Origin of the sequence: Caballeronia telluris (assembly GCF_001544495.1) — a bacterium.
Lineage (GTDB): Bacteria > Pseudomonadota > Gammaproteobacteria > Burkholderiales > Burkholderiaceae > Caballeronia > Caballeronia telluris.
Window position 1 is genome coordinate 148,230 of record NZ_FCNZ02000005.1, and the last position, 23,572, is coordinate 171,801.

Sequence of the window (23,572 nt, forward strand, 5' to 3'; positions counted from 1 at the left end):
GTCGCAAGAAAGATACTTCGACAGAACGAAGCGCCGGCACCCTTTTTTGCCGGCCCAGCAACATTGCATGGAAACAGGAGAACAACGATGTCGTTGCTCAACAGGCTGAAGGACAACGCCAAGGAATGGTTGCCGGACAGTCTTTTTCTAAGCATCTCTCATCGCCAGAAGATAGGCCGCTTCCCCAATCTGAGAACGCCCGCGACGTTCAACGAAAAGATTCTGCACCGGTGTCTCCATCCCGATCCGCGCTATGTGGAACTCACCGACAAGCTCGCGGTGCGCGATTACGTCGCGCGCGCGATCGGCAATGAACATCTGATTCCGCTCATTTCGGCCATCGATCAATTCACGAAAGACACATTCGATTCGTTACCCGATTCGTTCGTGATGAAAGCGAATCACGGCAGCGGATTCGTGAAGATTGTCAAACACAAGTCGGAAACTTCGTTCGACGAATTGAATGACCTCGCGACGAAATGGCTGCATACCGACTTCTACCGGATCGCGCGCGAGCGGCATTACCGCAGTATCACGCCGAGGGTGTTCTTCGAGGAACTCCTGCTCGATTCGAGCGGCGAGGTTCCGCCCGACATGAAAGTGCATTGCTTCAACGATGCCGCCGGCAAAACCACCTTCTATACGCTCGTCATTTCGGATCGATTCACGCCGCATCCGCGTGGCGATTTCTATGATGCCGAGTGGAATCATCTCGACATTTCCATCGGGCACTATCCGCGCAGCGAGGTCGCCGCGCCGCCGCCGAAGAACCTCGACGAGATGCTCGACATCGCCGGCAAGCTCGCGCGGAACTTCGAGTACGTGCGCGTCGATCTCTACGCGCCCGACGACCGCATCCTCTTCGGCGAACTCACCTTCACGCCGGGTGCGGGCGTCTACCGTCTGATGCCGGAAGCCATCGACTACAACTGGGGACGCCTCTTTCACGCGAACCTCGAGCAGTAAAAACACTCCAAACGAACCGCCAGGCCGCATGACGGGGCACCGATGGTGTCGCGCCGTGCGGCGCTGCGCGTTCGCGCTCTGCGCTCACATCATTGAGGAACATCATGGCTAAAGTGCTCGTTCTCTACTACTCGATGTACGGTCACATCGAAACGATGGCGGAAGCGGTAGCCGAAGGCGCGCGCTCGGTAGCGGGCGCCGAGGTGACGATCAAGCGGGTGCCCGAAACGATCCCGGCCGACCAGGCCGCCAAGTTCGGCGCCAAGCTCGACCAGAAGGCGCCGGTCGCGACCCCGGACGAACTCGCGAACTACGACGCGATCCTGTTCGGCACGCCGACGCGCTTCGGCAACATGGCCGGCCAGATGCGCACGTTCCTCGACCAAACGGGCGGCCTGTGGGTCAAAGGCGCGCTGGTGGGCAAGATCGGCAGCGTGTTCGCGTCGACGGGGACGCAGCACGGCGGTCAGGAAACCACCATCACGTCGTTTCACTCGACGCTCTTTCATCAGGGGATGGTGGTGGTCGGCGTGCCTTACGCGTGCGCGGGTTTGACCAACATGAACGAGATCACCGGCGGGACGCCGTATGGCGCGACGACGCTCGCGGGCAGCGACGGGAAACGGCAGCCGTCGCAGAACGAACTCGACATCGCGCGGTATCAGGGCAAGCACGTCGCCGAACTGGCGAAGAAGTTGGCCGGGTAATTCGACGGACGGCGCGGGTCGCGGGCGCCTCGTCCTGTCGACCTGGCTTTGATGGTTTATCGCAGCGCGCGTGCAGTTAGAAAACGCGGCGGCGCTCGACCGTTAGTTGCGATTTGAGCGACAACCGGTTCTCCGCGCTTGCCGCCGCGACCGGCTCGTTTCGCAATGCGCGCGAACGGTCGATGTGGTGATCGATCAGCTTGAGTCCGTCGCGCGCGAGCGTCGGCTCACGCGGCGCTCGCCTGCTCGACGCCGCCGAAATCAAGCACCAGCGGCGCGACCGGCCGGCTCAAGTGGTAGCCCTGCACGAAGTCGCACTGCGCCGCGCGCAGGATGTCGAGCTGCTGCTCCTCCTCCACGCCCTCGGCGGTGACCATGATCCCCAGGTCGTGCGACATGTCGATGATGCCGCGCACGATGGTTCGCGTCGCGGCGTCGAGCGCGAGCTTCGCGGTGAACGACCGGTCGATCTTCACGGTGTCCGGCAAAATGTCGGCGAGATAGCGCAGGCTCGAATAGCCGGTGCCGAAATCGTCGATGGCGATGCGCACACCCAGTTGCTTGAGCGCCGTGAGCGTCTGCTGCGCGAGTTCCGGATTTTCCAGCAGCGCGCTCTCGGTCAGTTCGATTTCAAGGCTGCGTGGCGACAGGCCGTGCTTGCGCAACGCGCGATCGACGACATTCACGATGGCGTCGCCCCGCAGTTGCCGCGCCGACACGTTCACCGACATGCACAGTTCGCTCGCCCCGTTCTTGCGCCACTCCGCAAGCTGACCGAGCGCGCGATCGACCACCCACGCACCCACGTCGACGATAAAACCGCTCTCTTCGAGAATCGGAATGAAGACGGCCGGCGCGATCAGTCCGCGCGAAGGATGCATCCAGCGGATCAGCGCTTCGACGCTCGTCATCGACAACGCGCCGGGCTCGTGGATGCCCTGGTAATGCAGCAGGAACTCGCCTGACGCGAGCGCCATCGGCAGACCGCGCTCCAGTTCGAAGTCTTCGATCGTGCCGGTCGCATCCTTGTCCGCGAAGCGAAAGCCGTTGCGTCCCGCTTTCTTCGCCGCGTACATCGCGATGTCCGCGCTCGTCAGGAGCGCCTCGTGATCGAGCCCGTGCTCCGGATAGAGCGAGATGCCGATCGACGCCGTCACGAACGCGCCCGCGTGATCGTTGCGGCCGCTGCTCGACAACACGTCGAGCAGCGTCTGCGCGAGCGACGCGAGCTGCGCCTTGTCGGCGGTGCTGCCGGCCAGCACGGCGAATTCGTCGCCGCCGAGCCGCGCGACGTAGGCGTCGGGCGGCAGCGCGGCCTGGATCACGCGGCCGATGTCCTTCAGCAGACGGTCGGCGGCGGTGTGGCCGAGCGTATCGTTGAGCACCTTGAAGCGGTCGAGGTCGATGAACATCAGCCCGAACGGCGCGGCTTTCGCGCAGCGCGCCTCGATCTGGCGCACGAGCGCACCACGGTTGGCAAGCCCCGTTAGCGAATCCGAATAGGCGAGCCGGTCGAGCGCCGTGATGCGCTCCTGCTCGGCGGTCACGTCCTCGCTGATGCCGACGATCCGCACGACCACGCCCGTCTCGTCGCGCACCGGATACGCGGTGCTGCGAATCCAGCGCACGCAGCCATCGGTGCGGCGGATGCGGTACTGGAAACGGCCTTCGCTCGATTCCTCGACGACACGGCGCATCTCCGCGAGCAGCGGTTCCGCGTCTTCGGGCAGCACGAGATCGAGCCACGCGGACGGCCTTTGCATCAGCACGCACGGCGCGATGCCGAACACCGCCTCGATGCCGGCGCTCACGTAGTGGAAGTACTCGAAATCGGCGCTGTACGAATAGAACACGAGCTGCACGTGCGCTTCCATCTCCGACATCAACTGGTCCTTGCTGCGCAGTTTCTCCAGCAATTCGTTCTGTTCGGAGACGTCCGTCGACGCGCACAGCATCGCCGTGATGCGGCCCTCGTCGTCCGCGAGCGGGATCAGGCGCGAGTCCCACCACTTCGGGCGGCCAGTCGCTGTCGCGCATTGTCCGGTGAAGGTCGTGCGCTCGCCCGCTAGCGCCCCGGACCACGCGGCGTCGGCGGCGGTGCGGTCGGCGCCGCTCCAGAAGCCGAGCCAGTCGGCGCCGGCGAGTTGATCCGGCGACGCGGCGTTCATCAGGTCCGCGCCGAATTCGGTGATGCGCAGCATGCGGGCGTCGGTGTCCAGCAGTTTCAGGCATTCGCGATTCGCGTCGAGCAGTCCGCCGCTCAATGCGAGCGCGGCGCGGCGCTCGGCGTGGTCGGCGGCGAGCTTGCGATGCGCGGCCGCGAAGGCGCCCGCGCCCGCGATGGCCGCGGCCACGGCGCGTGTCACGGCGAACGTTTCGAACGCGATGAGGCCGGCCAGGAACACGAGCGTCGCGGCGCCGAATGCCGCGCCGGCGACGATGGCGAGCGACGCGAACGGCAACGCGCGGCGCTTCGCGTGACGCGCGAGAAAAAACGACAGGAACAGCTGGTTGCGCGGCGACGCGCCCTCCGCAGACGAAGCGCTCCCCGCGCCCCGGTCCTTCCGACTGCTCAGGCGTGATCCGGTTTTCACTCCCACGCACATTCTCCAACGGGGTTTCATTGACGGCCCGGCGAATCTCGCACAAAGCCACGACATAGAGGGGTTAACGTCCGTCGATGAAAAAACCTGAGTGGCGGGGCGGTGCAACGCAGGGAGTGTGCGAGGGTTTGTACTTAAAGGGGCCGAATGCCCGAGGTTGAACATCCGGCCTTTCATGCTTGCGCTTAAGAAATTTCGACGATCGGCAAACGCGGCCTCAACCGTGCCGCGGCTTGAGCAGAACCTTGATCGAATCGAGCGAATCGGCGACCTTGATCGCTTCGTCCCATTCTTCCAGCGTGAATCCGTGCGTCACGATCCCCTTCGACGTGACGAGCCCGCGCGCGAGCAGATCAATCGCGATGGGATAGCAGTAAGGCCCGAGATGCGCGCCGCGCACATCCAGTTCCTTGCGGTCGCCGATGATCGACCAGTCGACGGTGGCATCCGCGCCGAACACCGAAAACTCCACGAAGCGCCCGAGCTTCCTGATGAGATCGAGCCCCTGCGACACGCCCACCGGCACGCCCGTCGTTTCGATATACACGTCGCAGCCGTATTGATCGGTCAGCGACTTGATGATGGCGAGCGCGTCCTCGTTCTTCGGATTGATCGTGACGTCCGCGCCGTACTCGCGCGCGAGTGCGAGGCGCTCCTCGACGAGATCGATCACGACGAGCTTCTTCGGCGTCTTCAGATGCGCGACCTGCGTCATCATCAGGCCGAGCGGCCCCGCGCCCGCGATCACGACAACGTCGTCGAGCTGGATGTCGCCGCGATTGACCGTGTGGATCGCGCAGGCAAGCGGCTCGATGATCGCGGCGTCTTCGATGGAGATGCCGTCGGGAATCTTGTGGACGATGGCGGTCGGCGGAAAGCGCATGTATTCGGCCATGCCGCCATCGGCCACTTCGCGCTGAAAGCCGAAGATGTTATGCACCTCGCACATCCAGTAACTGCCCGACTTGCAATAGCGGCACTTGCCGCAAGGCACAATCTGCTCGGCGATCACGCGCTCGCCGACGTTCACGCCGAAGTGCTCGGCCGCGCCCGCGCCCAGTTCCTCGACATAGCCGAAGAACTCGTGCCCCGGAATGACAGGCGCCTTCACCCACGGGTTCGGTCCGCCCCAGAACATCTTCGCGCCCGACCAGCACTTGCAGTCGCTGGCGCAGATGCCGCATGCGGCGATGCGGATCACGAGTTCATTGCGCCCGGGCCGCGGACGCTCGACGCGTTCGACGCGATAGTCCTTCGGGGCACGGCAGACGATGGCCGTCATCTGCGTCGATGTGTCTTTCGTTGCGCTCATGGTGCTCTCGTTGTGGTGAGTGTCGTGAGGTTCGTTGCTGCGTCCGTTCGTACGTTCATCCCGCCTGGAAACCGCCGTCGACGGCGAGGCTCACGCCGTTGACCATGCTCGAATCGTCGCCGAGCAGATACGCGATCGTGCGTGCCACTTCGAGCGGCTGCACGAAACGCCGCAATGGAACGCGCGCGAGCATCGGCCCGGATTTGGCGGGATCGCTCCACGCTTTCTCGGCCATCGGCGTCATCGTGACGACAGGGTTCACGGTGTTCACGCGAATGCCATGCGGCCCGAGTTCGACGGCCATCACACGCGTCATCGCGTCGAGGGCGCCCTTCGATGCGCAGTACGCCGCGTGCAGCGGCAGACCGACCGTCGCCGAAAGACTCGACACGTTGACGATCGATCCCGCGACGCCGCGCTCGATCATGCTGCGCGCACACGCCTGCGCGACGATCATCGCGGCGCGCACGTTGACGGCCATGGTGAGGTCGAAGGCATCGACGGACACGTCGACGAACGGCGCGAGTTCGGCGATGCCCGCGCAGTTCACGAGCAGATCGACCGGCTGCGCCACGCGCGCCGCTTCACGCGCGGCGTTCGCATCGGCGAGATCAACGCATCGCGTCTCGCAGCCGATCGCGTCGTTCAGCGCGGCGAGGTCCGACGCCGAGCGGCTCAGCGCGAACACGCGCGCGCCGCGCTCGGCCATCAAGAGCGCGGTCGCATGACCGATGCCCTTGCCCGCGCCCGTCACGAGCACGGTCTTGCCGGCGAATTCCTGATTCCTGTCGATGGTCGTCATGGTGGTCTATGGCTGTTCGCACAGGCGGCGCGCGGTGTCCTCGTCGGTAACGAGCACCGACGGATAGCGTCCGCGCAACGCCGCGCGTGTCACATGAAACTTCTTCGCACCGCCGCTCACGAGCACGACACGCCTGATCTTGCGCAGGTCGTCGAGCGTGATCGCGATGGTGCGCCGGTTCAACGGATGATCGATCAGTTCGCCATCGGCATCCATGAAGTGGCCGAGCAAGTCGCCGACCGCGCCCGCCTTCTGGAGCGCGCGCACCTGATCGGGCGTGTCAATGCCGTAAGTCACGACGAGCGACTCGGTCAGGTCGCCGCAGGTCAGCAGCGCGAGATCGGCACTGCGGGCAAGCTCGTAGGTTTCGCGCACGGTGTCTTCTTGCAGGATCATGTCGCGCGCCTTCTGGCTGCTGACGTAGATCGGCGCGGCAAAAATGAACCCGTTCGCGCGGCAGATGTTCACGAAGTCGGAGACGATATCGAATGTGTTGATGCTCGGGCAATGCGCGAGCCCGCCCTGCAGCGACACCGCCGACACCAGCGGATAATTGCGCTGCGGCATCGCGCTCAGTACCGCGCGAATCGTGCGTCCCCATCCGAGCCCGATGGTTTGCCCTGCAACTATCTGCTTCGAAAACCACGTGGCCGCGCCGATGCCGAGCGCCGCCATGTTCGCCTGCGGATTCGCGCCGCTCGGCACCACGACCGCGTCTTCGAGGCCGAAGCGCTTGACGATCGCCTCTTCCAGCGCGACGCACGGCGCGATCCGGCTGTTGATCGTGATCTGCACGAGACCCGAGTCGCGGCTTGCCGCGAGCAGGCGATTCACGCGCACGCGGTTGCTGCCGATGCGCTGCGCGATCTCCTGCTGCGTCAGGTTGCCGATGTAGTAATGCCACGCGACGCGCGCCTGCAATTCCTTCTCCGCGGCGCTGGATTCGTCGGTTTCGGCGATGACGACGGGCGGTGCTGTCTTGCTCATGTGTGTTGTGGTGTCGATAAAAAGCCGCCGAGTCTAATGCAAAGTGCTACTTCACCGCGCCCATGGTCAGACCCTGCACGAGGCGCCCGGATACGGCCAGCGCGAACACCACCATCGGCAGCACGATCAGCGTGCCGGTTGCCATGATTTCGCCCCAGGGCAATTCGTAGCCGCTCATGTAGCTCGTTGCCGCGACCGGCGACGTGATCGCTTCGGTGCGTGTGAGCACGAGCGCATACAGCAGGTCGTTCCATGAAAAGATGAACGCGAAGATCGCCGACACGACAATGCCCGGCATCGCGAGCGGCAGGTTGATGCGCCAGAACACGCGCCACGGCGATGCGCCGTCGAGCCGCGCGGCTTCATCGAGTTCGACCGGGATGTTGCGGAACTGATCGGTGCAGATCCATACGACGATCGGCAGCGAGAACGTCAGGTAGAGCAGGATCAGCACGATATGCGTATCGACGAGATCGAGCTTCGTCGCGATCAGGAAGAACGGCACCGCGAGCACGACCGGGCTCACCATGCGGTTGGAGATAAACCAGAACCACAGGTCTTCCTTGCCGCGAAACTCGTAGCGCGCGAGGGCATACGCGGCGGGCGTGCCGAGCAGGATCGCGAGCACCGTCGTGCTGCTCGCGATGATGAGCGAATTCAGCAGGCTGCCGCCCACTTCGTGCGTGAAGAGCGCCGCCGAGTAATGCGAGAGCGTCGGCTTGAAGAGCCACACCGGGGGATACGCGAGCGCATCGGCCTGGCTCTTCAGGCTCGTCGTGACCATCCAGTAGAACGGAAACACCGACGAGAGGAACACGACGAGGAGGCCCACGAAGTGCCATCCGGTCGTGCGGCGCCGCACCGAACGCGCGCGTTTCGCGCGCTTGCTCGCGCCGCCATTCGAAGCGTTCATCGGTGCTGTACTCACGCGGCCTCCCGGTACACGAAGCGAATGTAAAGACGCGACAACACGATCGTCAGGATCAGGAGCAGCACCGCCTGCGCGGACGCCATGCCCTGATCGAAGAGACGAAAGCCGACGCGCTGGATATAGATGCTGATGAATTCGGTTGCGGTGCCGGGGCCGCCGCGCGTCATGGTGAAGACGGCGTCGAACATCTTGAGCATGTCGGCGGAACGCAGGATCAGGATCGCTGTGAGGCCCGGCAGCAGATACGGCCTTTGCAGATGCCAGAGAATCTTGCTCCATTTCGGCGTTTCGAGGCGCGCCGCTTCCTCCGCTTCCTTCGGCACCATCGCGAGGCCCGCCAGCATGATGAGCGCGCAGAAGGGCGTCCACTGCCAGATGTCCATGATCATCACGGAAACGAAGGCGAGCGTCGGATCGGCGAGCCAGTCCTGCGGCGGAATGCCGAGGAGACCCGTCAGATAGTTCGCCACGCCGAACTGGCGATTGAAGATCAGCCGCCCGATCAGGCCGACCACCGCGTAAGTGGTCGCCATCGGAATCACGAGGCTCACGCGCGCCGCCGCGCGCATCCACGGCAGCGCCGTGCGATGCAGCATCAGCGCGGCGAAGAGCCCGAATGCGACTTCGATGGGCAGCGTGAGGCACAGGAACAGCGCGGTGCGTCCGAGCGCGCCCCAGAAGGACGGATCGGTCAGCGTCGCCACGTAGTTGTCCACGCCGACGAACGGCGTGCCCGAGGCGAGGTCCGCGAGCTTGTACTGATGAAACGAGTTGTAGAGCGCGAGCAAAAGCGGATAGACGCCGATCACGGCGAGCGCGAAAATCGCCGGGATCAGAAACCAGAAGGCGGGCGAACGCGGCAATATCCCGAATCGTCGTGCGCGGGGCCGTATCGGCCTCGCCACGGTTGCGGGCCGAGCAGTGCTGTTCGCCATCGAATCGCCTCCTGGTTGCATCGCTAACTATCGCTTACTTCAGCAGGGGTTTCTTGCCGTCGTAGTAGCCCGCTTTCTTGAGGATTTCCTCGGTCTTGGTGCCGATGGTCTGCGCGCCTTCCTTGACCGTCACCTGGCCGAGCATCATCTTGCTGCCCCATTCGCCGATCACTTCCGACACTGCCGGCCATTCCGGGAAACGCGGACGATAATCCGGCACACCGCCCTGCCACGATTCGACCATCGGCTTCACGAACGGATACTTGTCCTGCACCGCCTTGTCCTGATAGACCGCCGTGCGCGCGCTCACGCCACCCGCTTCGAGGTACGGCTTCGCCATCTCTTCGGACGTGATCCACTGGATGAAGAGCCACGACGCCGCCTGCTTCTTCGCATTCGACTTCGCGTTGACCGCGAGCGAGAAGCCGCCGAGCGCAGGCTTCAGACCGGCCGATCCCTTCGGTTCCGTCGTGATCGCGAGGCAGTCGCCGATCTTCGACTTGCTCGGGTCGGTGAGCGTCGGATAGAACGCCGACCATTCGGTGATCATCGCGACCTGCCCTTGCGCGAGCGCATTCACGGCTTCCGCGTGATCGAAATCGACGATGCCCGGCGGCATGAACTTCATCAGCTTCTGCCGGTATTCGAGCCCGGCCTGCGATTGCGAAGACATCAGGTTCGACTTGAACTTCGCATCGAGCAGCGAGCCGCCGTTCGGCCACAGCACGCGCATGAAGCTGTCAGCCGATTGGGTCTCGCCGCGCCGCGATTGCAGCGCGAACGCAAACTGGTTCTTGTCCGGCTTCGTGAGTTTGGGCGCGTACGTGTTGAGCAGGTCGTCCCACGTCTTCGGCGGCTCGTTGAAACCCGCGTCCTTCAGCATGCACTTGTTGTAGAACATCAGGCCCGAGTAGTTATCGAACGGCAGGCCGTAGGTGGTCTTGTCCCAGGTGCCGAACGAATCGAGCAGGATCGGGAAGAAGCCTGGCAGATTGAGCTTCGGATCGGCGAGCTTCGGATCGTCGGTGAACTTCTTGATCGGCACGAGCCACTTGTTGCTCGCGAATTCGCCGATCCACACCACGTCGACGAGGACGATGTCCTGATCGCCTCCGCCGACGAAGTTGAGCACTTCCTTCTCGCGCGTATTCTCGTACGGGATCACTTCCCAGCGCACCTTGATCCCCGTTTCCTTCTCGAACTGCGGGATCAACTTCTGCGCCGCCTTGTAGCCCGGCCGGTCGAGGAAGACGGCCTTGATGGTCGTGCCCGAATACGGCTCGGCCGCTTCCTTGAGCGTCCACGCATGGGCGTTCGATGCAGCGAGTAGCGATGCGGTTGCCGTCACGAACATCACGGCGGTGGCCTGTCTGATGAGGCCCAAGCGGGGCGTAAAGCGCTTCTTCATGCCTGTCTCCTTGTTTATTCTTGAGCTGTGAATGCGTTAGCGCTGCGTCGTTGCCGGTGCGGCTGCTCTGGTGGTCCGTCGTATCCTGCCTGCTCCGTTTCACTTGTAATTCCAGTTTTACAATTGTATATTTGGGCTCGAACACGTTGTCAAGAACAAAATCGCAAGGCATTCGATGCTGCGCTGCGGGAACCGCCGTTCCCTTGCATGCGCGGCGCGACCGTCAACGGAATCCGCGCAAGTCAAACGCGGGACCCTTTGCAGGAGACATGCATGAGCGCAGTCCATTTGCAGCAAATCCGCAAGGCCTTTGCAGGCACCGAAGTGCTGAAGGATGTCGACATCGAGATCGTCGACCGGGAGTTCATGGTTTTCGTGGGGCCGTCCGGCTGCGGGAAGTCCACGCTGCTTCGCACCATCGCCGGGCTGGAAGAATGCGATTCAGGGCAAATCCTGATAGGCGGCGAAGACGTCACGGACCTCGAACCATCGCAGCGCGGCGTCGCGATGGTGTTCCAGTCGTATGCGCTCTACCCGCATATGTCGGTGTACGAGAACATCGCATTCGGGCTGCGCATGCTCAAGCTGCCCGAAGCGCAGATCAAGCAGCGCGTCGAGCGCGCCGCGCAGATCCTGCAGATCGGGCAATTGCTGGAGCGCCGTCCGCGCGCGCTGTCGGGCGGGCAGCGGCAACGCGTGGCGATCGGCCGTTCGATCGTGCGCGAACCGAAGGTCTTTCTCTTCGACGAACCGTTGTCGAATCTCGATGCCGCCTTGCGCGTGCAGATGCGCCTCGAGCTCATCAAGCTGCACAAGCAGCTCAACGCCACGATGATCTACGTGACGCACGATCAGACCGAGGCCATGACGATGGCCGATCGCATCGTCGTGCTGAATCACGGCAAGGTCGAGCAAATCGGCTCGCCGCTCGAGTTGTATCGCACGCCGCGCAACCGCTTCGTCGCGGGCTTCATCGGCTCGCCGAAGATGAATTTCATCGACGTGCGCGTGCTGCGCACCGATGCCGCTGGCGTGACGATCGAGTTGCCGGGCGGTGCGCCGCTCACGCTGCCGTTCACGGGGCACGCGGTCGCGGCGGGCGAAACGCTCACGCTGGGCATTCGCCCCGAGCACTTCGTCGAGTCGGGCGGCGGCGACATCGACAGCGGTCTGACCGGCGAAGTGATGGTGATCGAACACCTGGGCGGCGAGACGCTTTTGCACGTGCGCCTGCCGAGCGAGTTGCTGATTCAAGTGAAGGGCTCGGGCGAATCGACCGCGGTGGACGGACAACGGCTCAACGCGGGCTTCAGCATCCGTCATGTGCATCTGTTCCGCGAAGACGGCAGCGCGCTCGAACGCATGCGTCCCGTGGCCGAGACGGCGACGGCGACGGCGTGATCAGAGCGTCGCGCGTTCGACCAGTTCGAAGTCCACGTCGATCATCGGCGTTCCGGGCGCGCCGCCGAGCCGTTCGATCAGGCAGCGCGCCGCCGTCGCCCCGATGCGTCTGCCGTCCACGCGCACGGTCGTGAGCGCGGGTGACGTGTCGGCAGCGAACGCCAGGTCGCCGAAGCCGCACACCGCGATGCGCCCGGGCACCGCAACGCCCATCTTCCGCGCCTCGGAGACGACGCCCAGCGCGAGCAGATCCGAGCCGCAAAAGATGGCATCGATGTCGGCGCTTTGCGTGAGGATGCACGGCAGGCTATCGCGGCCGAGCGCGACCGAACTCGGTGGCTGCACGAGCACTTCGGGCACGTCGTGGATGCCATGCGCGGCGAGCGTTTCGATGAAGCCGCGGCGCCGCGCGAGCGCGCGCTCGTCGTTGGCCGACACGAGCGCCGGGTGCCGCCTGCCCCGCGCGACGAAGCGCTCGGCCACCGCCGCGCCGACGCGTTCGTGCGAGAAGCCGACCAGCATGTCGATCGGCTGCCGGGTCATGTCCCACGTCTCGACGATCGGAATGTCTATTTTCTGGAGCCGTTCGCGCAGCGTGGCGGTGTGAGCGACGCCTGTCAGCAGCACGCCTTCGGGACGGCGGCTCAGCACGGCGTCGAGCAGGTCGTCCTCGTCGTGGTCGTTGTAACCCGAGAGGCCGAGCAGCACCTGATAGCCCGCGCGCGACATCGTATCGCTGAAGACCTGCACCGTTTCGGAGAAGAGCGAATGCGCGAGTGTCGGCACGATGGCCGCGATGAGGCGCGACTTCGCCGAAGACAAACCGCCCGCCAGGCGATTCGGCACCTAGCCGAGGGCCTGCACGGCCTGCCGCACGCGCAGGAGCGTGTCGGGAGCCACGGTCTGCGGTGCGTTGAACACGCGCGACACCGTGATGGGCGAGACGCCCGCCGAGGCGGCGACGTCGGTGATGCGAATGCCCTTCGGCGCGGCGCGCGAGCGCTTCGTGGAGGTTGCAATGATCGGCGAGGGCGGTTTGGGTGTAGGCATGGTCGCGCGGGGCGCTTCGTCGTTGGGGATCGTTCGGTGCGCTTGTGCTTCTAGGAAAGAAGCGCAGAAACATCAAACTTCGGCGCACCGGCAAGCCCACACCGCCAACATCGCAATTCAACCGCGCTTCCGCCATTCGGCAAACGCGGCAAGCGTCTCCTCATTCGGCGGATAGGTCCCGCGCAGCACGGCGCCTCCCTCGACCCGCTCGATGATGAACGCCTCCATCAGCTCCTGCTCCGTAGCGTCGCGAGCGACCTCCTCCGCGAGATGCCGCGGAACGATCACGACGCCATCCACATCCCCGACGACGATATCGCCCGGATACACCGCCACGCCGCCGCACGCGATCGGCACGTTCATATCGACCGCATGATGCTTCGCGAGATTGAGCGGCGCGCTCGCGCCCGCGCAAAAGAGCGGCAAGCCGATGTCCCCGATCGTGCCGCTGTCGCGCACGCATCCGTCCGACACCATGCCCGCGACGCCGCGTACCTTGAGACGCATCGTGAGGATCGAGCCCGTCGATGCCACCGAGCGGTCGCCGCGACAATCCTGCACGAGCACGCTGCCGGCCGGCGCGCTTTCCACCGCCTTGCGCTGCGGATGATCGGGGTCCTGGAACACGCCGACATGATCGAGGTCCTCGCGCGCCGGGATATTGCGCAACGTGAACGCCGGACCGACGAGATTAGGCGCGCCCACGGCAGGCTTCTTCAGCGGCGCCACGCCTTGCAGAAACACGTTGCGCAAGCCGCGCTTGAAGAGATGCGTCGTGAGCGTCGCGGTGCTTACGTGGCGGAGCAGTTCGAGCGTGGCGTCGCTTACCGCGATATCGGTGGATGTCATGGCTTTCGTCCGTGGATGGGTTCAGTGGATCTCGGGTTCGTCGTTCTTCGGCGACACAGCGGCCGGCTCTTCGAGGAAATCGAAGTCGCAGCCCTTGTTCGCCTGCGTCACGTGAAGCTGATGCATGACGCCGAAGCCGCGCTCGAAGTGACGCTTCAGCGGCGTCCACGCCTCCTTGCGCGCGGCCAGCTCCTCGTCGCTCACATCGAGGTGCAGGCGCCGCGCGTGGACGTCCAGCTCGATGACGTCGCCGTCCTTCACGAGCGCGAGCGGCCCGCCCACGAACGACTCCGGCGCGACGTGCAGCACGCACGCGCCGTAGCTCGTGCCGCTCATGCGCGCATCCGAAATGCGCACCATGTCGCGCACGCCCTGCTTCAAGAGCTTCTGCGGGATCGGCAACTGGCCCCACTCGGGCATGCCCGGCGCGCCGACCGGCCCCGCGTGCTGCAACACGATCACCGAATCGGCGGTGACGTCGAGCGCTTCATCGTCGATGCGCGCGGCCATGTCCGCGTAGTCCTTGAACACGATGGCCGGTCCGCGATGCGTGAGCAGATGCGCTTCCATCGCGGCCGGCTTGATGACGGCGCCGTCGGGCGCGAGGTTGCCCGTCAGCACGGCAAGGCCGTCGCTCGGAACGAGCGGATTGTCGCGACGGCGGATCACGTCGTCATTGAAGATTTCCGCGCCCGCGATGCTCTCGCCGAGCGTCGCGCCGGCGACCGTCATCTGCGTGCCGTCGATCAGTTCGCCGAGTTCGGCAAGGAGCGCGCGCAAGCCGCCGGCATAGAAGAAGTCTTCCATCAGGTATTGCCCGGCCGGCCGGATGTTCGCGATGACGGGCGTGACGCGCGCGAGTTCGTCGAAGCGCGCGGTCGTCAGTGGAACGCCCGCGCGCCGCGCGACCGCGACCATATGAACGATCGCGTTGGTCGAGCCGGACATCGCGAGCACGGTGGTGATCGCGTTGTCGAACGACTTCGCGGTGAGGATGTCCGACGGCTTAACGTCGGTCCACACCATCTCGACGATGCGCTTGCCGGTCATCGAAGCGAACTGCGCATGACGCGAATCGGCGGCGGGGATCGACGAAAAGCCGGGCAGCGTGAGCCCCATCGCTTCGGCGGCGCTCGTCATCGTGGATGCGGTGCCCATCGTCATGCAATGTCCCGGCGAGCGCGCGATGCCGCTCTCGACGCCCTTCCACTCTTCTTCCGTGATCCTGCCCGCGCGCAGTTCCGCCCAGTATTTCCAGGTGTCCGAGCCGGAACCGAGCGTGCGGCCGTTCCAGTCGCCGCGCAGCATCGGGCCGGCGGGCAGGAAGATCGCGGGCAGGTCCATGCTGATCGCGCCCATCAGGAGGCCCGGCGTGGTCTTGTCGCAGCCGCCCATCAGCACGCAGCCGTCGAACGGATACGAGCGCAGCAGTTCCTCGGTTTCCATCGCGAGAAAGTTGCGATAGAGCATCGTGGTCGGTTTCTGGAACGGCTCGGCCAAGGTCATCACCGGCATCTCGACCGGAAAGCCGCCCGCCTGCCAGACGCCGCGCTTCACTTCATCGACGCGCTGCTTGAAATGCGTGTGGCACGAGTTGATCTCGCTCCACGTGTTGATCACCGCGATCACCGGCTTGCCCATGTAATCGGATGCGTGGTAGCCCATCTGCGCCGTGCGCGAGCGATGCCCGAACGAACGCAGATCGTTCACGCCGTACCACCGGTAGCTGCGCAGTTCCTCGGGCGTTTTGCGTTGTGCTGTCACTTCCGTCTCCGGTTGGTAGCGCTATCATTCGCGGCGCATGGTAGCGCTGTCATGAATATGCGTCGCTCAGGGTTTATACGCACGCTGCATTCCCGCGTCGCCGGCCGCGCTTCCGGTTTGCGCTTATCATCGGGAGTCACGCCTGAGCAAACGAACCGCCCACATTGATACGGAGCCGCAGCATGTATATCGCCATGAATCGCTTCAAGGTCGCCCTCGGCTCGGAGGCGGCGTTCGAGGAACTCTGGACTTCGCGCGACACGCATCTGAAGGAAGTGCCGGGCTTCGTCGAGTTTCATCTGCTCAAGGGCCCGCAGCGCGACGATCACGTGCTCTATTCGAGCCATACGATCTGGGCGAACCAGGCCGCGTTCGAAGGCTGGACGAAGTCCGACGCCTTTCGCGCCGCGCATCGCAACGCGGGCAACGAGAGCCGCTCGCTCTATCTCGGCCATCCCGAGTTCGAAGGCTTCGACGTGATCCAGACAGTGAAGTAGGCGGCCGTCCGCCGCGATGCAAGCTTTTTGCACGAGCGTGGCGGTCCTCGCGTTCGGGTGCATCGCGGCCGGCTGCGCCGCGGTACACGAGGCGGACTGCGCGCAAGGCGAGCAGCGCTCGGTCAGCGATGTCCTGTACTTCGGCACGTCACGGGCGGCAGGCACGATCACGTCGGCGCAATGGTCCGGCTTCCTGCGCAGCGCGGTCACGCCGCGCTTTCCGGAGGGACTCACCGCGTGGCCCGCGTCGGGCCAGTGGCGCACGGCCGGCGGCGCGGTCGTGCACGAAGCGTCTTTTGTCCTGATCCTCGTCCACCCCGAGGACGACACGAGCGAAAACTCGGTGCGCGGAATCATCGGCGAATATAAATCGCGTTTCGACCAGGAAGCCGTCATGCGCGTGAAGGGCCACGCCTGTGTCTCCTTCTAGCGGACACGCGGTCGGCGTCGATCGTAATATTTCTCACATACCCGTGAAAATCGCTCGCTTGGCGAGGCGAAGCCGCGCGCCTACGATGCAGCCATCGGACCAAGCTCCCGGATCTTGTCGTTTCATTCCAGCGTGAACCTTTTCGCGCCGAGGCGGCTGTACGATGGCTTCGCAGTCCGACTCCACGTGCAGGCATAAAAATGAATCCGCTCAACATCGCGCAGTTGCTCGTCCTCGCCGCTCTATGGGGCGGGTCGTTTCTCTTCATCCGGGTCGGCGTGAACGACTTCGGCGTCGCGCCGCTGATGGCGCTGCGCGTCGGCATCGGTGCGCTCTTTCTGGTGATCATGCTCGCCTTGCGCGGCAAGGCGCCCGATGCGTGGCGCACGATCCGCTCGCGTGCGTGGCCGCTCTTCGTCGTCGGCTTTCTCAATTCGGCCGCGCCGTTCTGCCTCTTCGCGTACGCGGAACTGACGCTCTCCGCCGGCGTGACATCCGTCATGAATGCGACGACGCCGCTGTGGGGCGCCGTCGTCGCGTACCTGTGGCTGAAGGACCGCCTGAGCGGGCTGCGCATCGCCGGGCTCGTGATCGGCTTCGCGGGCGTGCTTGCGCTCGTGTGGGACCAGATCGCGACGCCGCACGGCGCGACGACCGCCCCCGTCTCTCCCGCGACGACCGCCCTCGCGACGGCCGCCGCGCTCGGTGCGGCGCTGCTCTACGGCGTCGCGGCGAGCTATACGAAGAAGCACCTCATGGGCGTCGATTCGCTGACGGTCGCCGCCGGCACGATGCTCTGCGCGACGCTGCTGCTCCTACCCTTCGCGGTCTACTGGTGGCCGGTCGCGGCCGTGTCGGTTCAATCGTGGGGCGCGGTGGCCGCGCTCGGCGTGGCGTGTACCGGCATCGCGTACATGCTGTTCTACCGGCTGATCGCGGTGGTCGGTCCGGCGCGGGCGATCACCGTCACCTTCGTGATTCCGATCTTCGGCATTCTCTGGGGCGCGATCTTCCTGTCCGAGCATGTTTCGGCGGGCATGATCCGGGCCTGCGCGATCATCCTCGTCGGCACCGCGCTCGCGACGGGCGTCGTCAAGCGCATTCCGCTCGTCGGCCCGCGACGCGCCTCCGCTTGCGCGAAGCAGTGACCGAAGAACCCTCGACGCGCGTTCGCCCGCGTCCGTAAAGACCTCCTCACCGCGCCACATGGAATTGTGGCGCGCGCCCGCCTTGGTGGATACTTCGCTTGTCCATTCACCAGGAGGCCACTCATGTCCGCCGTATCGGCATTCAAGCTCGTGCTGATTTCGCTCATCGCCATCATCGCGCTCGAACTGGTGGCGAAGCGCCTGCGGTTGCCGCCCGCCGCGGCGCTGCTCGTCGGCGGCGCGGCGATGGCGTTTGCGCCGGGCCTTCCGCCCGTCGATCTCGATCCCGACCTCGTGCTGATCCTCTTTCTCCCGCCGCTCCTGATGGACGGCGCGTACTTCTTCGTCTGGGCCGACTTCAAGCGACATTTGTCCGGCATCCTGCTGCTCGCGATCGGCGCGGTTGCGTTCACGACGTTCGTCGTCGGCGTGGTCGTGCATCTGGTCGCGCCGGCGCTGCCCTGGGCCGCGTGCTTCGCGCTCGGCGCGGTGGTCTCGCCGCCCGACGCCGTTGCGGCGAAGGCGGTGCTCGAACGCGTCGCGCTGCCGCGCCGCCTGATGGTGCTGCTCGAAGGCGAGAGCCTCCTGAACGACGCCGCCGGCCTCGTGCTGTTCCGCTTCGCCGTCGCGGCGGCGCTGACCGGCGCGTTCAGCGCGCCGCACGCGCTCATGAGTTTCACGACGCTCGCGGTCGGCGGCGTCGCGGTCGGGCTCGTGGTGGGCTTCGTGATCGTGCGGCTCCTGCGCCTGCTCGAAGACGACTACCTCGCGATCACGCTGTCCGTGATTTCCGCGTGGATCAGCTACATCGCCGGGGACATGCTGGAAGTGTCCGGCGTGATCGCCACGGTGACGACGGGCATGGTGCTCGGCTGGCACCAGCACGAAGTGTTCACCGCCGCCGTGCGCACGCGCGGCACCGCGTTCTGGCAAGTGGTCGTGTTCGTGCTGGAGGCGCTCGTCTTCGTGCTGATCGGGTTGTCGCTGCGCAGCGTCGTGATCCGGCTCGGCGGCGGCGGCAATGCCTTCACGGTGCTGGCGCCCGCCGTGATCGCGGTGGTTGCGGCGGTCGTGCTGTCACGCTTCGCGTGGGCGTTTTCCGCCGAAGCGATCAAGTCCGTGTTCCGCCGGCTGAGGGGACGCAAGGACGCATCGCCCGACTGGCGTTCCGCGACCATCGTCAGTTGGGCGGGCATGCGCGGCGTGGTCACGCTCGCGATCGCGCTGTCCCTGCCCGAAGCGATGCCCGGGCGCGACCTCATCCTCTTCTCCGCCTTCGTGGTGATCCTCGTCACGGTGCTGCTGCAGGGCACGACGATCGGTCCGCTGATCCGCTGGGTGAAGCCGCCCGAACTGAACGAGGTGTCGCACCACCTGACCGAAACGCAGGCGTGGGCGCGGCTCGAAGCGGCGCAGCTCGCGGCCATCCAGCCGCTCGTCCACGATGCCGACGGCAAGGTGGTTCATCCGCGGCTCCTGGAGCAGTACACGTACCGCGCGAAACTCACGCAGCAGTACCAGCATGCGAGCGCGTATCCGTCGAAGGAACGCAGCGCCCACTACGACGTGGTGCTCGCCGCGATCAAGGCGGGCCGCTATGAGTTGCTGTGCATGCACCGCGCCGGGCTGATCCACGATGAAGTGCTGCGCGCGCTCGAACGCGATCTCGACTTGCAGGAACTGGCGTCGCGGCATGCGCGGGAATAGACGGCCTCGACTGATCGCCGGCGACATTTGCATTTTTTTCGCGCTGTCCTGTCGATTCCGGCGCGCCTCGAACGACGTGTGAGAGGCAGGCGCCACGCATCGTCCGCGCCGGCCGGCCAATCCGACCAAGGAGCTTCCATGCAACTCTTCGCTCACCCCTTTTCGTCGTACTGCCAGAAGGTCCTGATCGCGCTCAGGGAAAACGACACGCCGTTCGAGTACCGCGTGCTCTCGCCCGACGACGAACAGACCCGCGCCGAGCACGCCGCGCTGTGGCCGCTCAAGCGCTTTCCCGTCCTCGTCGACGCGGGGCGCACGGTGCTGGAGTCGAGCATCATCATCGAATATCTGGCGCTCAATCATCCCGGGCCGGTGCGCCTCCTTCCCGACGACCCGCGCGCCGCGCTCGACGTGCGCCTGATGGACCGTTTCTTCGACAACTACATCATGACGCCGATGCAGAAGATCGTCTTCGACGCCATGCGCGCGCCGGAGCAGCGCGACCAACCGGGCGTCGACGACGTGCGCGCGATGCTCGATATGGCCTATCGCTGGCTCGACAACACGATGGAGGACCGCGAATGGGCGGCCGGCCGCGCGTTCAGCATGGCCGATTGCGCCGCTGCGCCGTCGCTCTTCTATGCGGACTGGACGCATCCGATCGCGAGCGAGTTCGCGAACGTGCGCGCCTATCGCGAGCGGCTGCTCGCGCGGCCTTCGTTCGCGCGCGTGGTCGACGATGCGCGTCCGTATCGCGGATTCTTTCCGCTCGGCGCGCCCGATCGCGACTGACCCGGCGCGCGGGCGGTTCAGCGCGTCATTCGATTCCTTCGTGCTGCAACGCGAGCTTCACGGCCGGCCGCGCGCGCATGCGCTCGGAAAACGCTGTGAGGCGCTCCGGCACGTCGATGCCGACCTTGCCCGCCCAGAGCAGCATCGTGAAGAGATAGGCATCGGCGACGCTCGCCTCGCTGCCGAACAGGTAGTCGCCCTTCATCATCGAGGCGATCAGGTCGAAGCGCTGCCCGATCTTCTCGCGCGCGGCAGCCGCTTCGGCATCCGATGATGGCTTGAACACGCGGCCGAACTGCTTGTGGATTTCGGTCGAGATGAACGCCAGCATTTCGAGCAGTCGCAGCGCGCCTGAGTCACCCGAAGGCGCGAGCGACGGTTTTTTCTGCGCGACCCACGACAGGATCGCGACGTTCTCGGTCAACACGCGGCCGTCGTCCATTTCGAGCGATGGCACGTAGCTCTTCGGATTGATCTCGTCGAACTTCTGGCCCGTCTCCGTCAGTTTCGTCTTCAGGTCGACGCGCACGCGGTCGAACGACATACCGGCTTCGTGCAGCGCGATGTGGTCTGCGAGACTGCAGGCTCCGGGCGAATAGTAGAGTTTCATGGCGAGTGCCTCCTTGCCGTCGAACGGCTGTGGTCGGTCTGATCGGGCAGCAATGCGCGTGCCGACGACGCACGGCGCGTGCTTTTCCCGCGCTAAACCCCGTCGTTCGCCCCGCCCGCCATGCTCGAAAACACGCCATCGCGACGCACGAGCCCATGAAACAGCGCCGCCGCCAGATGCATGAGGAAGGTCGCGAAGAGCAGCAGCGCGAGATATGTGTGCGCGGAACGCAGGAACGCATAGGCTCGCACGCTTTGCGGCAGGATCGGCGGCAAGTGCACCGAACCCGCGAGCTGCACTGGATAGCCGGCTGCGGACAGCATCGCCCATCCGACGATCGGCATCGCGAACAGCAACGCATAGAACAGCCAGTGCGAAAGATGTGCGGCCCGTTGTTGCCAGCGGGGCATGTCGTCGGGAAGCGCGGGCGTGCCGTGCGTGATTCTCACGACGAGGCGCACGGCCACCAGCACGAGTATCGCGATGCCGAGCGGACGATGGATCGTAAGCAACACGTGGTGCCACCACGAGAGCGTGGACACCATGCCGATGCCGATGAACAGCATCGCGATCACAAGCGGCGCCATGAGCCAGTGCATCAAACGTGCGATGGGGCTGAAGCGGGTCGTAGCGGAAGTCATTCGTTACCTCGCGAGGCTGCGTGCGCCTCTTCGTGCGTGCGCCGGTTGAAGGAAACCGAATACGCCGACGAACGCGCCGTGAGGAGCGGGTCGTCGGAGATCTTCAGGCCATCGGGAAGAACGGTCGGGTCGAAGTTGATGTCGCGGCAGTCGCCATCGCTTTGCGCGCTCTCGCGTTCGACCACCAGCGTGCCGGCGTCGATGCGCTCGCGATCGGCCGGCCATGCGACGGTGGCGTCGTTCGTGACGTCGCCGGGTTGCGCCACGGTCAGAACGAGATGCCAGCGCAACGGTCCGTCCTGAAGACGGCCCTTCAGTTCGTCGTCCAGGAAGTCGTGTTTGGCCGTCTGCTGCTTCTCGACCGGCAGGTAGTCCGACTCGGGCACGACGGACCAGCGAACATCGTGCGTTCCACCCGACGCATCAATTGCGCGGAACGCATTGATGCCGTAATACGCGGCGTTGGCAAAGCTCGTCGACGGCGCATGCGCCGCGACCCAGCGCCGGAACGGCTGCGTCTCCGGATGCGCGGCGAAGAACGCGGCGAGCTTCGCCGGATCGGGCTTGCCCGTCGCCGGATCGGGACGCGATGCGACGAGTTGCTCGTAGAAGCCCTTTGCATTGTTCACGATGAACACAGGTGTATTGTTCATCGCCGTGCGCCATTGCTCGCCATCCGCGGACTTGAGTTGCAGCGCCATGCTTCGCACGGGCGCGCTTGCATCGGCGGCGGCCGGGTTCGTGCCGGGGATCGCGAAGCGTCCAGTCACCGGTGTGCGCACGCGGTCGAACACCTGCGCGCGCGAGATGCGCGAGGCGCGGCCGTTGCCCTCGAAGTAGCCCGCGAAGCAGACGCCCTTCGCGTGATTGCGCCGATAGCCCCCATGGACGCCGCCATTCGTTTCGAAGGTATCGATGACGCGGGCGGACGTCAGGCGCTGCGGTGTGAGCGCGCCCGCGACATAGGCGAACGCGCCGCCCGTCGCGAGCACGACGACTCCGATCGCCGCGAGCTTGCCGATCTCGCCGCCATGTCGGACGGGATGACGCAGCACCTCCGCCAGGGAAAATGGACGCTGTCTCATGCCGCGGATTCCTCGACAGCACTGCGGATTGCAATGAGCTTACTCAAGTCGAACTCCATCGATTGTTGGGGTATGCCAGCACGCGAACACGATCACAGCGGGCTTTATTCCGTTGCACCGAATATTTATTGTCGCGCGCTTTTTATTTGGCGATTCGGGAATAGAGCGCAGACGGCGCCGGTTATCCCAGGTACCCACCCGTTAATTTCGAGGAGTCGAACATGAAGACCTTTGCTTCCCTTGCCTTGTCCGCCACGCTGCTGGTTTCGTCGGGGGCGTTTGCCGAAGGACTCACCCGCGCCGAGGTCCGCGCGCAACTCGTCGCCGCCGATCAAAACGGCTCGCGACTCGTCACCGATGCGTCGTATCCGGATGTCGACTCCGTTTATCAAAACCAGGTCGCGCAACGCCCAAGCGGCAACGTCGACGCGGACGCCAACGCATACGGCGGCGCCATGACCGGCTCGGCATCGAGCGCCGCCCGCGCGACGGGCACGTGCGTCGGCCCGGTCAGCTTCTGCCATATCTACGCGGGCTCCTGAGCGCCGCGCAGGTCATCGAAATCGCGCGGTCCGGGCCGAGTGTGTCCGGGCGCCGGTTTGCCTTCGTCCATTTTTTATCTGGAGTGCCGTCATGAACAAGCTTCTCATCGCCACGCTGGCCTGTGCTTCCATCCTCGTCACGCCTTCCGTCTTTGCACAATCGAATGCGCCCGTCACCCGTGCACAGGTCAGGGCGGAACTCGCCCGGCTCGAAGCAGCCGGGTATTCGCCCGGCGGAGAGGACGCTCATTATCCGGACCAACTGCAGGCCGCCGAAGCGCGCGTCGCGGCGGCAAACACGCCCGATAACAGCGCGTACGGCGCAGCGGCACAAGGCAGCTTTGCATCGGGCGTACCCGATGCGCATGCGGACGCGCGCTCGCCCTATTCCGGGCAATAATTTTC

General features: G+C 65.0%; 22 protein-coding genes and 1 pseudogene. 10 read left to right on the forward strand and 13 right to left on the reverse strand.

What is annotated here, in order from left to right; translation table 11 throughout:
• The first annotated feature begins 87 nt into the window (after positions 1-87).
• Entirely contained in the window at positions 88-966 is an 879-nt protein-coding gene (locus AWB66_RS08620) for an ATP-grasp fold amidoligase family protein (protein WP_087629865.1), read from the forward strand.
• Positions 967-1,070: 104 nt separating this feature from the next.
• Positions 1,071-1,673, forward strand: a complete 603-nt coding sequence (gene wrbA, locus AWB66_RS08625) for an NAD(P)H:quinone oxidoreductase (protein WP_087629866.1) — start codon at positions 1,071-1,073, stop codon at positions 1,671-1,673.
• 227 nt (positions 1,674-1,900) lie between these two features.
• On the opposite strand, the gene AWB66_RS08635 is transcribed toward wrbA, so the two are convergent.
• From AWB66_RS08635 to AWB66_RS08665, 7 genes are all read right to left on the reverse strand, one after another.
• Positions 1,901-4,279, reverse strand: coding sequence for a putative bifunctional diguanylate cyclase/phosphodiesterase (locus AWB66_RS08635; protein WP_087629868.1), 2,379 nt, complete (start codon positions 4,277-4,279; stop codon positions 1,901-1,903).
• 214 nt (positions 4,280-4,493) lie between these two features.
• Positions 4,494-5,588: an alcohol dehydrogenase catalytic domain-containing protein gene (locus tag AWB66_RS08640; protein ID WP_087629869.1), complete on the reverse strand. Its 1,095-nt coding sequence runs from the start codon at positions 5,586-5,588 to the stop codon at positions 4,494-4,496.
• 55 nt (positions 5,589-5,643) lie between these two features.
• Positions 5,644-6,390, reverse strand: coding sequence for an SDR family oxidoreductase (locus AWB66_RS08645; RefSeq protein ID WP_087629870.1), 747 nt, complete (start codon positions 6,388-6,390; stop codon positions 5,644-5,646).
• Positions 6,391-6,396: 6 nt separating this feature from the next.
• The gene (locus tag AWB66_RS08650; RefSeq protein ID WP_087629871.1) at positions 6,397-7,377 is read right to left on the reverse strand and encodes a sugar-binding transcriptional regulator; all 981 of its coding nucleotides are present in this window, start codon (positions 7,375-7,377) and stop codon (positions 6,397-6,399) included.
• Positions 7,378-7,423: 46 nt separating this feature from the next.
• Positions 7,424-8,290 (reverse strand): carbohydrate ABC transporter permease, encoded by an 867-nt coding sequence (locus AWB66_RS08655; protein WP_087629872.1) that lies wholly within the window; start codon positions 8,288-8,290, stop codon positions 7,424-7,426.
• An 11-nt stretch (positions 8,291-8,301) separates the two neighbouring features.
• The gene (locus tag AWB66_RS08660) at positions 8,302-9,171 is read right to left on the reverse strand and encodes a carbohydrate ABC transporter permease (RefSeq protein WP_235021044.1); all 870 of its coding nucleotides are present in this window, start codon (positions 9,169-9,171) and stop codon (positions 8,302-8,304) included.
• Positions 9,172-9,277: 106 nt separating this feature from the next.
• A complete protein-coding gene (locus AWB66_RS08665) occupies positions 9,278-10,651 on the reverse strand; it encodes an ABC transporter substrate-binding protein (RefSeq protein WP_200818951.1) in 1,374 nt (457 codons plus the stop codon).
• Positions 10,652-10,924: 273 nt separating this feature from the next.
• On the opposite strand from AWB66_RS08665, the gene AWB66_RS08670 reads away from it, so the two are divergent.
• The gene (locus AWB66_RS08670) at positions 10,925-12,052 is read left to right on the forward strand and encodes an ABC transporter ATP-binding protein (RefSeq protein ID WP_087629873.1); all 1,128 of its coding nucleotides are present in this window, start codon (positions 10,925-10,927) and stop codon (positions 12,050-12,052) included.
• On the opposite strand, the pseudogene AWB66_RS08675 reads toward AWB66_RS08670, so the two are convergent.
• The 3 genes and pseudogenes from AWB66_RS08675 to araD form a co-directional block, all read right to left on the reverse strand.
• Positions 12,053-13,102 (reverse strand): annotated as a pseudogene (locus AWB66_RS08675) (LacI family DNA-binding transcriptional regulator).
• A gap of 117 nt (positions 13,103-13,219) precedes the next feature.
• Positions 13,220-13,951 carry a ribonuclease activity regulator RraA gene (locus tag AWB66_RS08680; RefSeq protein WP_087629874.1) on the reverse strand — a complete coding sequence of 244 codons (732 nt, stop codon included), beginning with the start codon at positions 13,949-13,951 and terminating at the stop codon, positions 13,220-13,222.
• Between the two features lie 21 nt (positions 13,952-13,972).
• Entirely contained in the window at positions 13,973-15,715 is a 1,743-nt protein-coding gene (araD, locus tag AWB66_RS08685) for an L-arabinonate dehydratase (RefSeq protein WP_087629875.1), read from the reverse strand.
• A gap of 182 nt (positions 15,716-15,897) precedes the next feature.
• Between araD and AWB66_RS08690 the strand changes: the two genes are divergently transcribed.
• The 5 genes from AWB66_RS08690 (at position 15,898) to AWB66_RS08710 (ending at position 20,289) form a co-directional block, all read left to right on the forward strand.
• On the forward strand, positions 15,898-16,212 hold the full coding sequence (locus AWB66_RS08690; protein ID WP_087629876.1) for a heme-degrading protein HmuQ: 315 nt from the start codon (positions 15,898-15,900) through the stop codon (positions 16,210-16,212).
• Positions 16,213-16,228: 16 nt separating this feature from the next.
• Entirely contained in the window at positions 16,229-16,642 is a 414-nt protein-coding gene (locus AWB66_RS08695) for a DUF3574 domain-containing protein (RefSeq protein ID WP_087629877.1), read from the forward strand.
• Between the two features lie 200 nt (positions 16,643-16,842).
• Positions 16,843-17,790, forward strand: coding sequence for a DMT family transporter (locus tag AWB66_RS08700; protein ID WP_087629878.1), 948 nt, complete (start codon positions 16,843-16,845; stop codon positions 17,788-17,790).
• A gap of 123 nt (positions 17,791-17,913) precedes the next feature.
• A complete protein-coding gene (locus AWB66_RS08705) occupies positions 17,914-19,497 on the forward strand; it encodes a Na+/H+ antiporter (RefSeq protein WP_087629879.1) in 1,584 nt (527 codons plus the stop codon).
• 138 nt (positions 19,498-19,635) lie between these two features.
• A complete protein-coding gene (locus AWB66_RS08710; RefSeq protein ID WP_087629880.1) occupies positions 19,636-20,289 on the forward strand; it encodes a glutathione S-transferase family protein in 654 nt (217 codons plus the stop codon).
• 25 nt (positions 20,290-20,314) lie between these two features.
• Here the strand turns inward: AWB66_RS08710 and AWB66_RS08715 are convergent, their stop codons facing one another.
• From AWB66_RS08715 to AWB66_RS08725, 3 genes are all read right to left on the reverse strand, one after another.
• Complete coding sequence (locus AWB66_RS08715) at positions 20,315-20,899, reverse strand: glutathione binding-like protein (protein WP_087629881.1); 585 nt, start codon at positions 20,897-20,899, stop codon at positions 20,315-20,317.
• A gap of 92 nt (positions 20,900-20,991) precedes the next feature.
• Positions 20,992-21,540 (reverse strand): cytochrome b, encoded by a 549-nt coding sequence (locus tag AWB66_RS08720; protein ID WP_087629882.1) that lies wholly within the window; start codon positions 21,538-21,540, stop codon positions 20,992-20,994.
• Positions 21,537-22,592 (reverse strand): catalase family peroxidase, encoded by a 1,056-nt coding sequence (locus AWB66_RS08725; protein WP_407642277.1) that lies wholly within the window; start codon positions 22,590-22,592, stop codon positions 21,537-21,539. The genes AWB66_RS08720 and AWB66_RS08725 overlap by 4 nt, the downstream gene beginning before the upstream one ends.
• A gap of 254 nt (positions 22,593-22,846) precedes the next feature.
• Between AWB66_RS08725 and AWB66_RS08730 the strand changes: the two genes are divergently transcribed.
• Positions 22,847-23,167: a DUF4148 domain-containing protein gene (locus AWB66_RS08730; protein WP_087629884.1), complete on the forward strand. Its 321-nt coding sequence runs from the start codon at positions 22,847-22,849 to the stop codon at positions 23,165-23,167.
• 91 nt (positions 23,168-23,258) lie between these two features.
• A complete protein-coding gene (locus AWB66_RS08735) occupies positions 23,259-23,567 on the forward strand; it encodes a DUF4148 domain-containing protein (RefSeq protein ID WP_087629885.1) in 309 nt (102 codons plus the stop codon).
• Positions 23,568-23,572: the final 5 nt, after the last annotated feature.

Coding starts and splice junctions, on each gene's coding strand:
- AWB66_RS08650 (WP_087629871.1), bottom strand. CDS start 7,377: ATGAGCAAGACAGCACCGCCCGTCGTCATCGCCGAAACCGACGAATCC.
- wrbA (WP_087629866.1), top strand. CDS start 1,071: ATGGCTAAAGTGCTCGTTCTCTACTACTCGATGTACGGTCACATCGAA.
- AWB66_RS08715 (WP_087629881.1), bottom strand. CDS start 20,899: ATGAAACTCTACTATTCGCCCGGAGCCTGCAGTCTCGCAGACCACATC.
- AWB66_RS08705 (WP_087629879.1), top strand. CDS start 17,914: ATGTCCGCCGTATCGGCATTCAAGCTCGTGCTGATTTCGCTCATCGCC.
- AWB66_RS08730 (WP_087629884.1), top strand. CDS start 22,847: ATGAAGACCTTTGCTTCCCTTGCCTTGTCCGCCACGCTGCTGGTTTCG.
- AWB66_RS08635 (WP_087629868.1), bottom strand. CDS start 4,279: ATGTGCGTGGGAGTGAAAACCGGATCACGCCTGAGCAGTCGGAAGGAC.
- AWB66_RS08700 (WP_087629878.1), top strand. CDS start 16,843: ATGAATCCGCTCAACATCGCGCAGTTGCTCGTCCTCGCCGCTCTATGG.
- AWB66_RS08665 (WP_200818951.1), bottom strand. CDS start 10,651: ATGAAGAAGCGCTTTACGCCCCGCTTGGGCCTCATCAGACAGGCCACC.
- AWB66_RS08695 (WP_087629877.1), top strand. CDS start 16,229: ATGCAAGCTTTTTGCACGAGCGTGGCGGTCCTCGCGTTCGGGTGCATC.
- AWB66_RS08645 (WP_087629870.1), bottom strand. CDS start 6,390: ATGACGACCATCGACAGGAATCAGGAATTCGCCGGCAAGACCGTGCTC.
- AWB66_RS08655 (WP_087629872.1), bottom strand. CDS start 8,290: ATGAACGCTTCGAATGGCGGCGCGAGCAAGCGCGCGAAACGCGCGCGT.
- AWB66_RS08735 (WP_087629885.1), top strand. CDS start 23,259: ATGAACAAGCTTCTCATCGCCACGCTGGCCTGTGCTTCCATCCTCGTC.
- AWB66_RS08670 (WP_087629873.1), top strand. CDS start 10,925: ATGAGCGCAGTCCATTTGCAGCAAATCCGCAAGGCCTTTGCAGGCACC.
- AWB66_RS08690 (WP_087629876.1), top strand. CDS start 15,898: ATGTATATCGCCATGAATCGCTTCAAGGTCGCCCTCGGCTCGGAGGCG.
- AWB66_RS08680 (WP_087629874.1), bottom strand. CDS start 13,951: ATGACATCCACCGATATCGCGGTAAGCGACGCCACGCTCGAACTGCTC.
- AWB66_RS08620 (WP_087629865.1), top strand. CDS start 88: ATGTCGTTGCTCAACAGGCTGAAGGACAACGCCAAGGAATGGTTGCCG.
- AWB66_RS08640 (WP_087629869.1), bottom strand. CDS start 5,588: ATGAGCGCAACGAAAGACACATCGACGCAGATGACGGCCATCGTCTGC.
- AWB66_RS08710 (WP_087629880.1), top strand. CDS start 19,636: ATGCAACTCTTCGCTCACCCCTTTTCGTCGTACTGCCAGAAGGTCCTG.
- AWB66_RS08720 (WP_087629882.1), bottom strand. CDS start 21,540: ATGACTTCCGCTACGACCCGCTTCAGCCCCATCGCACGTTTGATGCAC.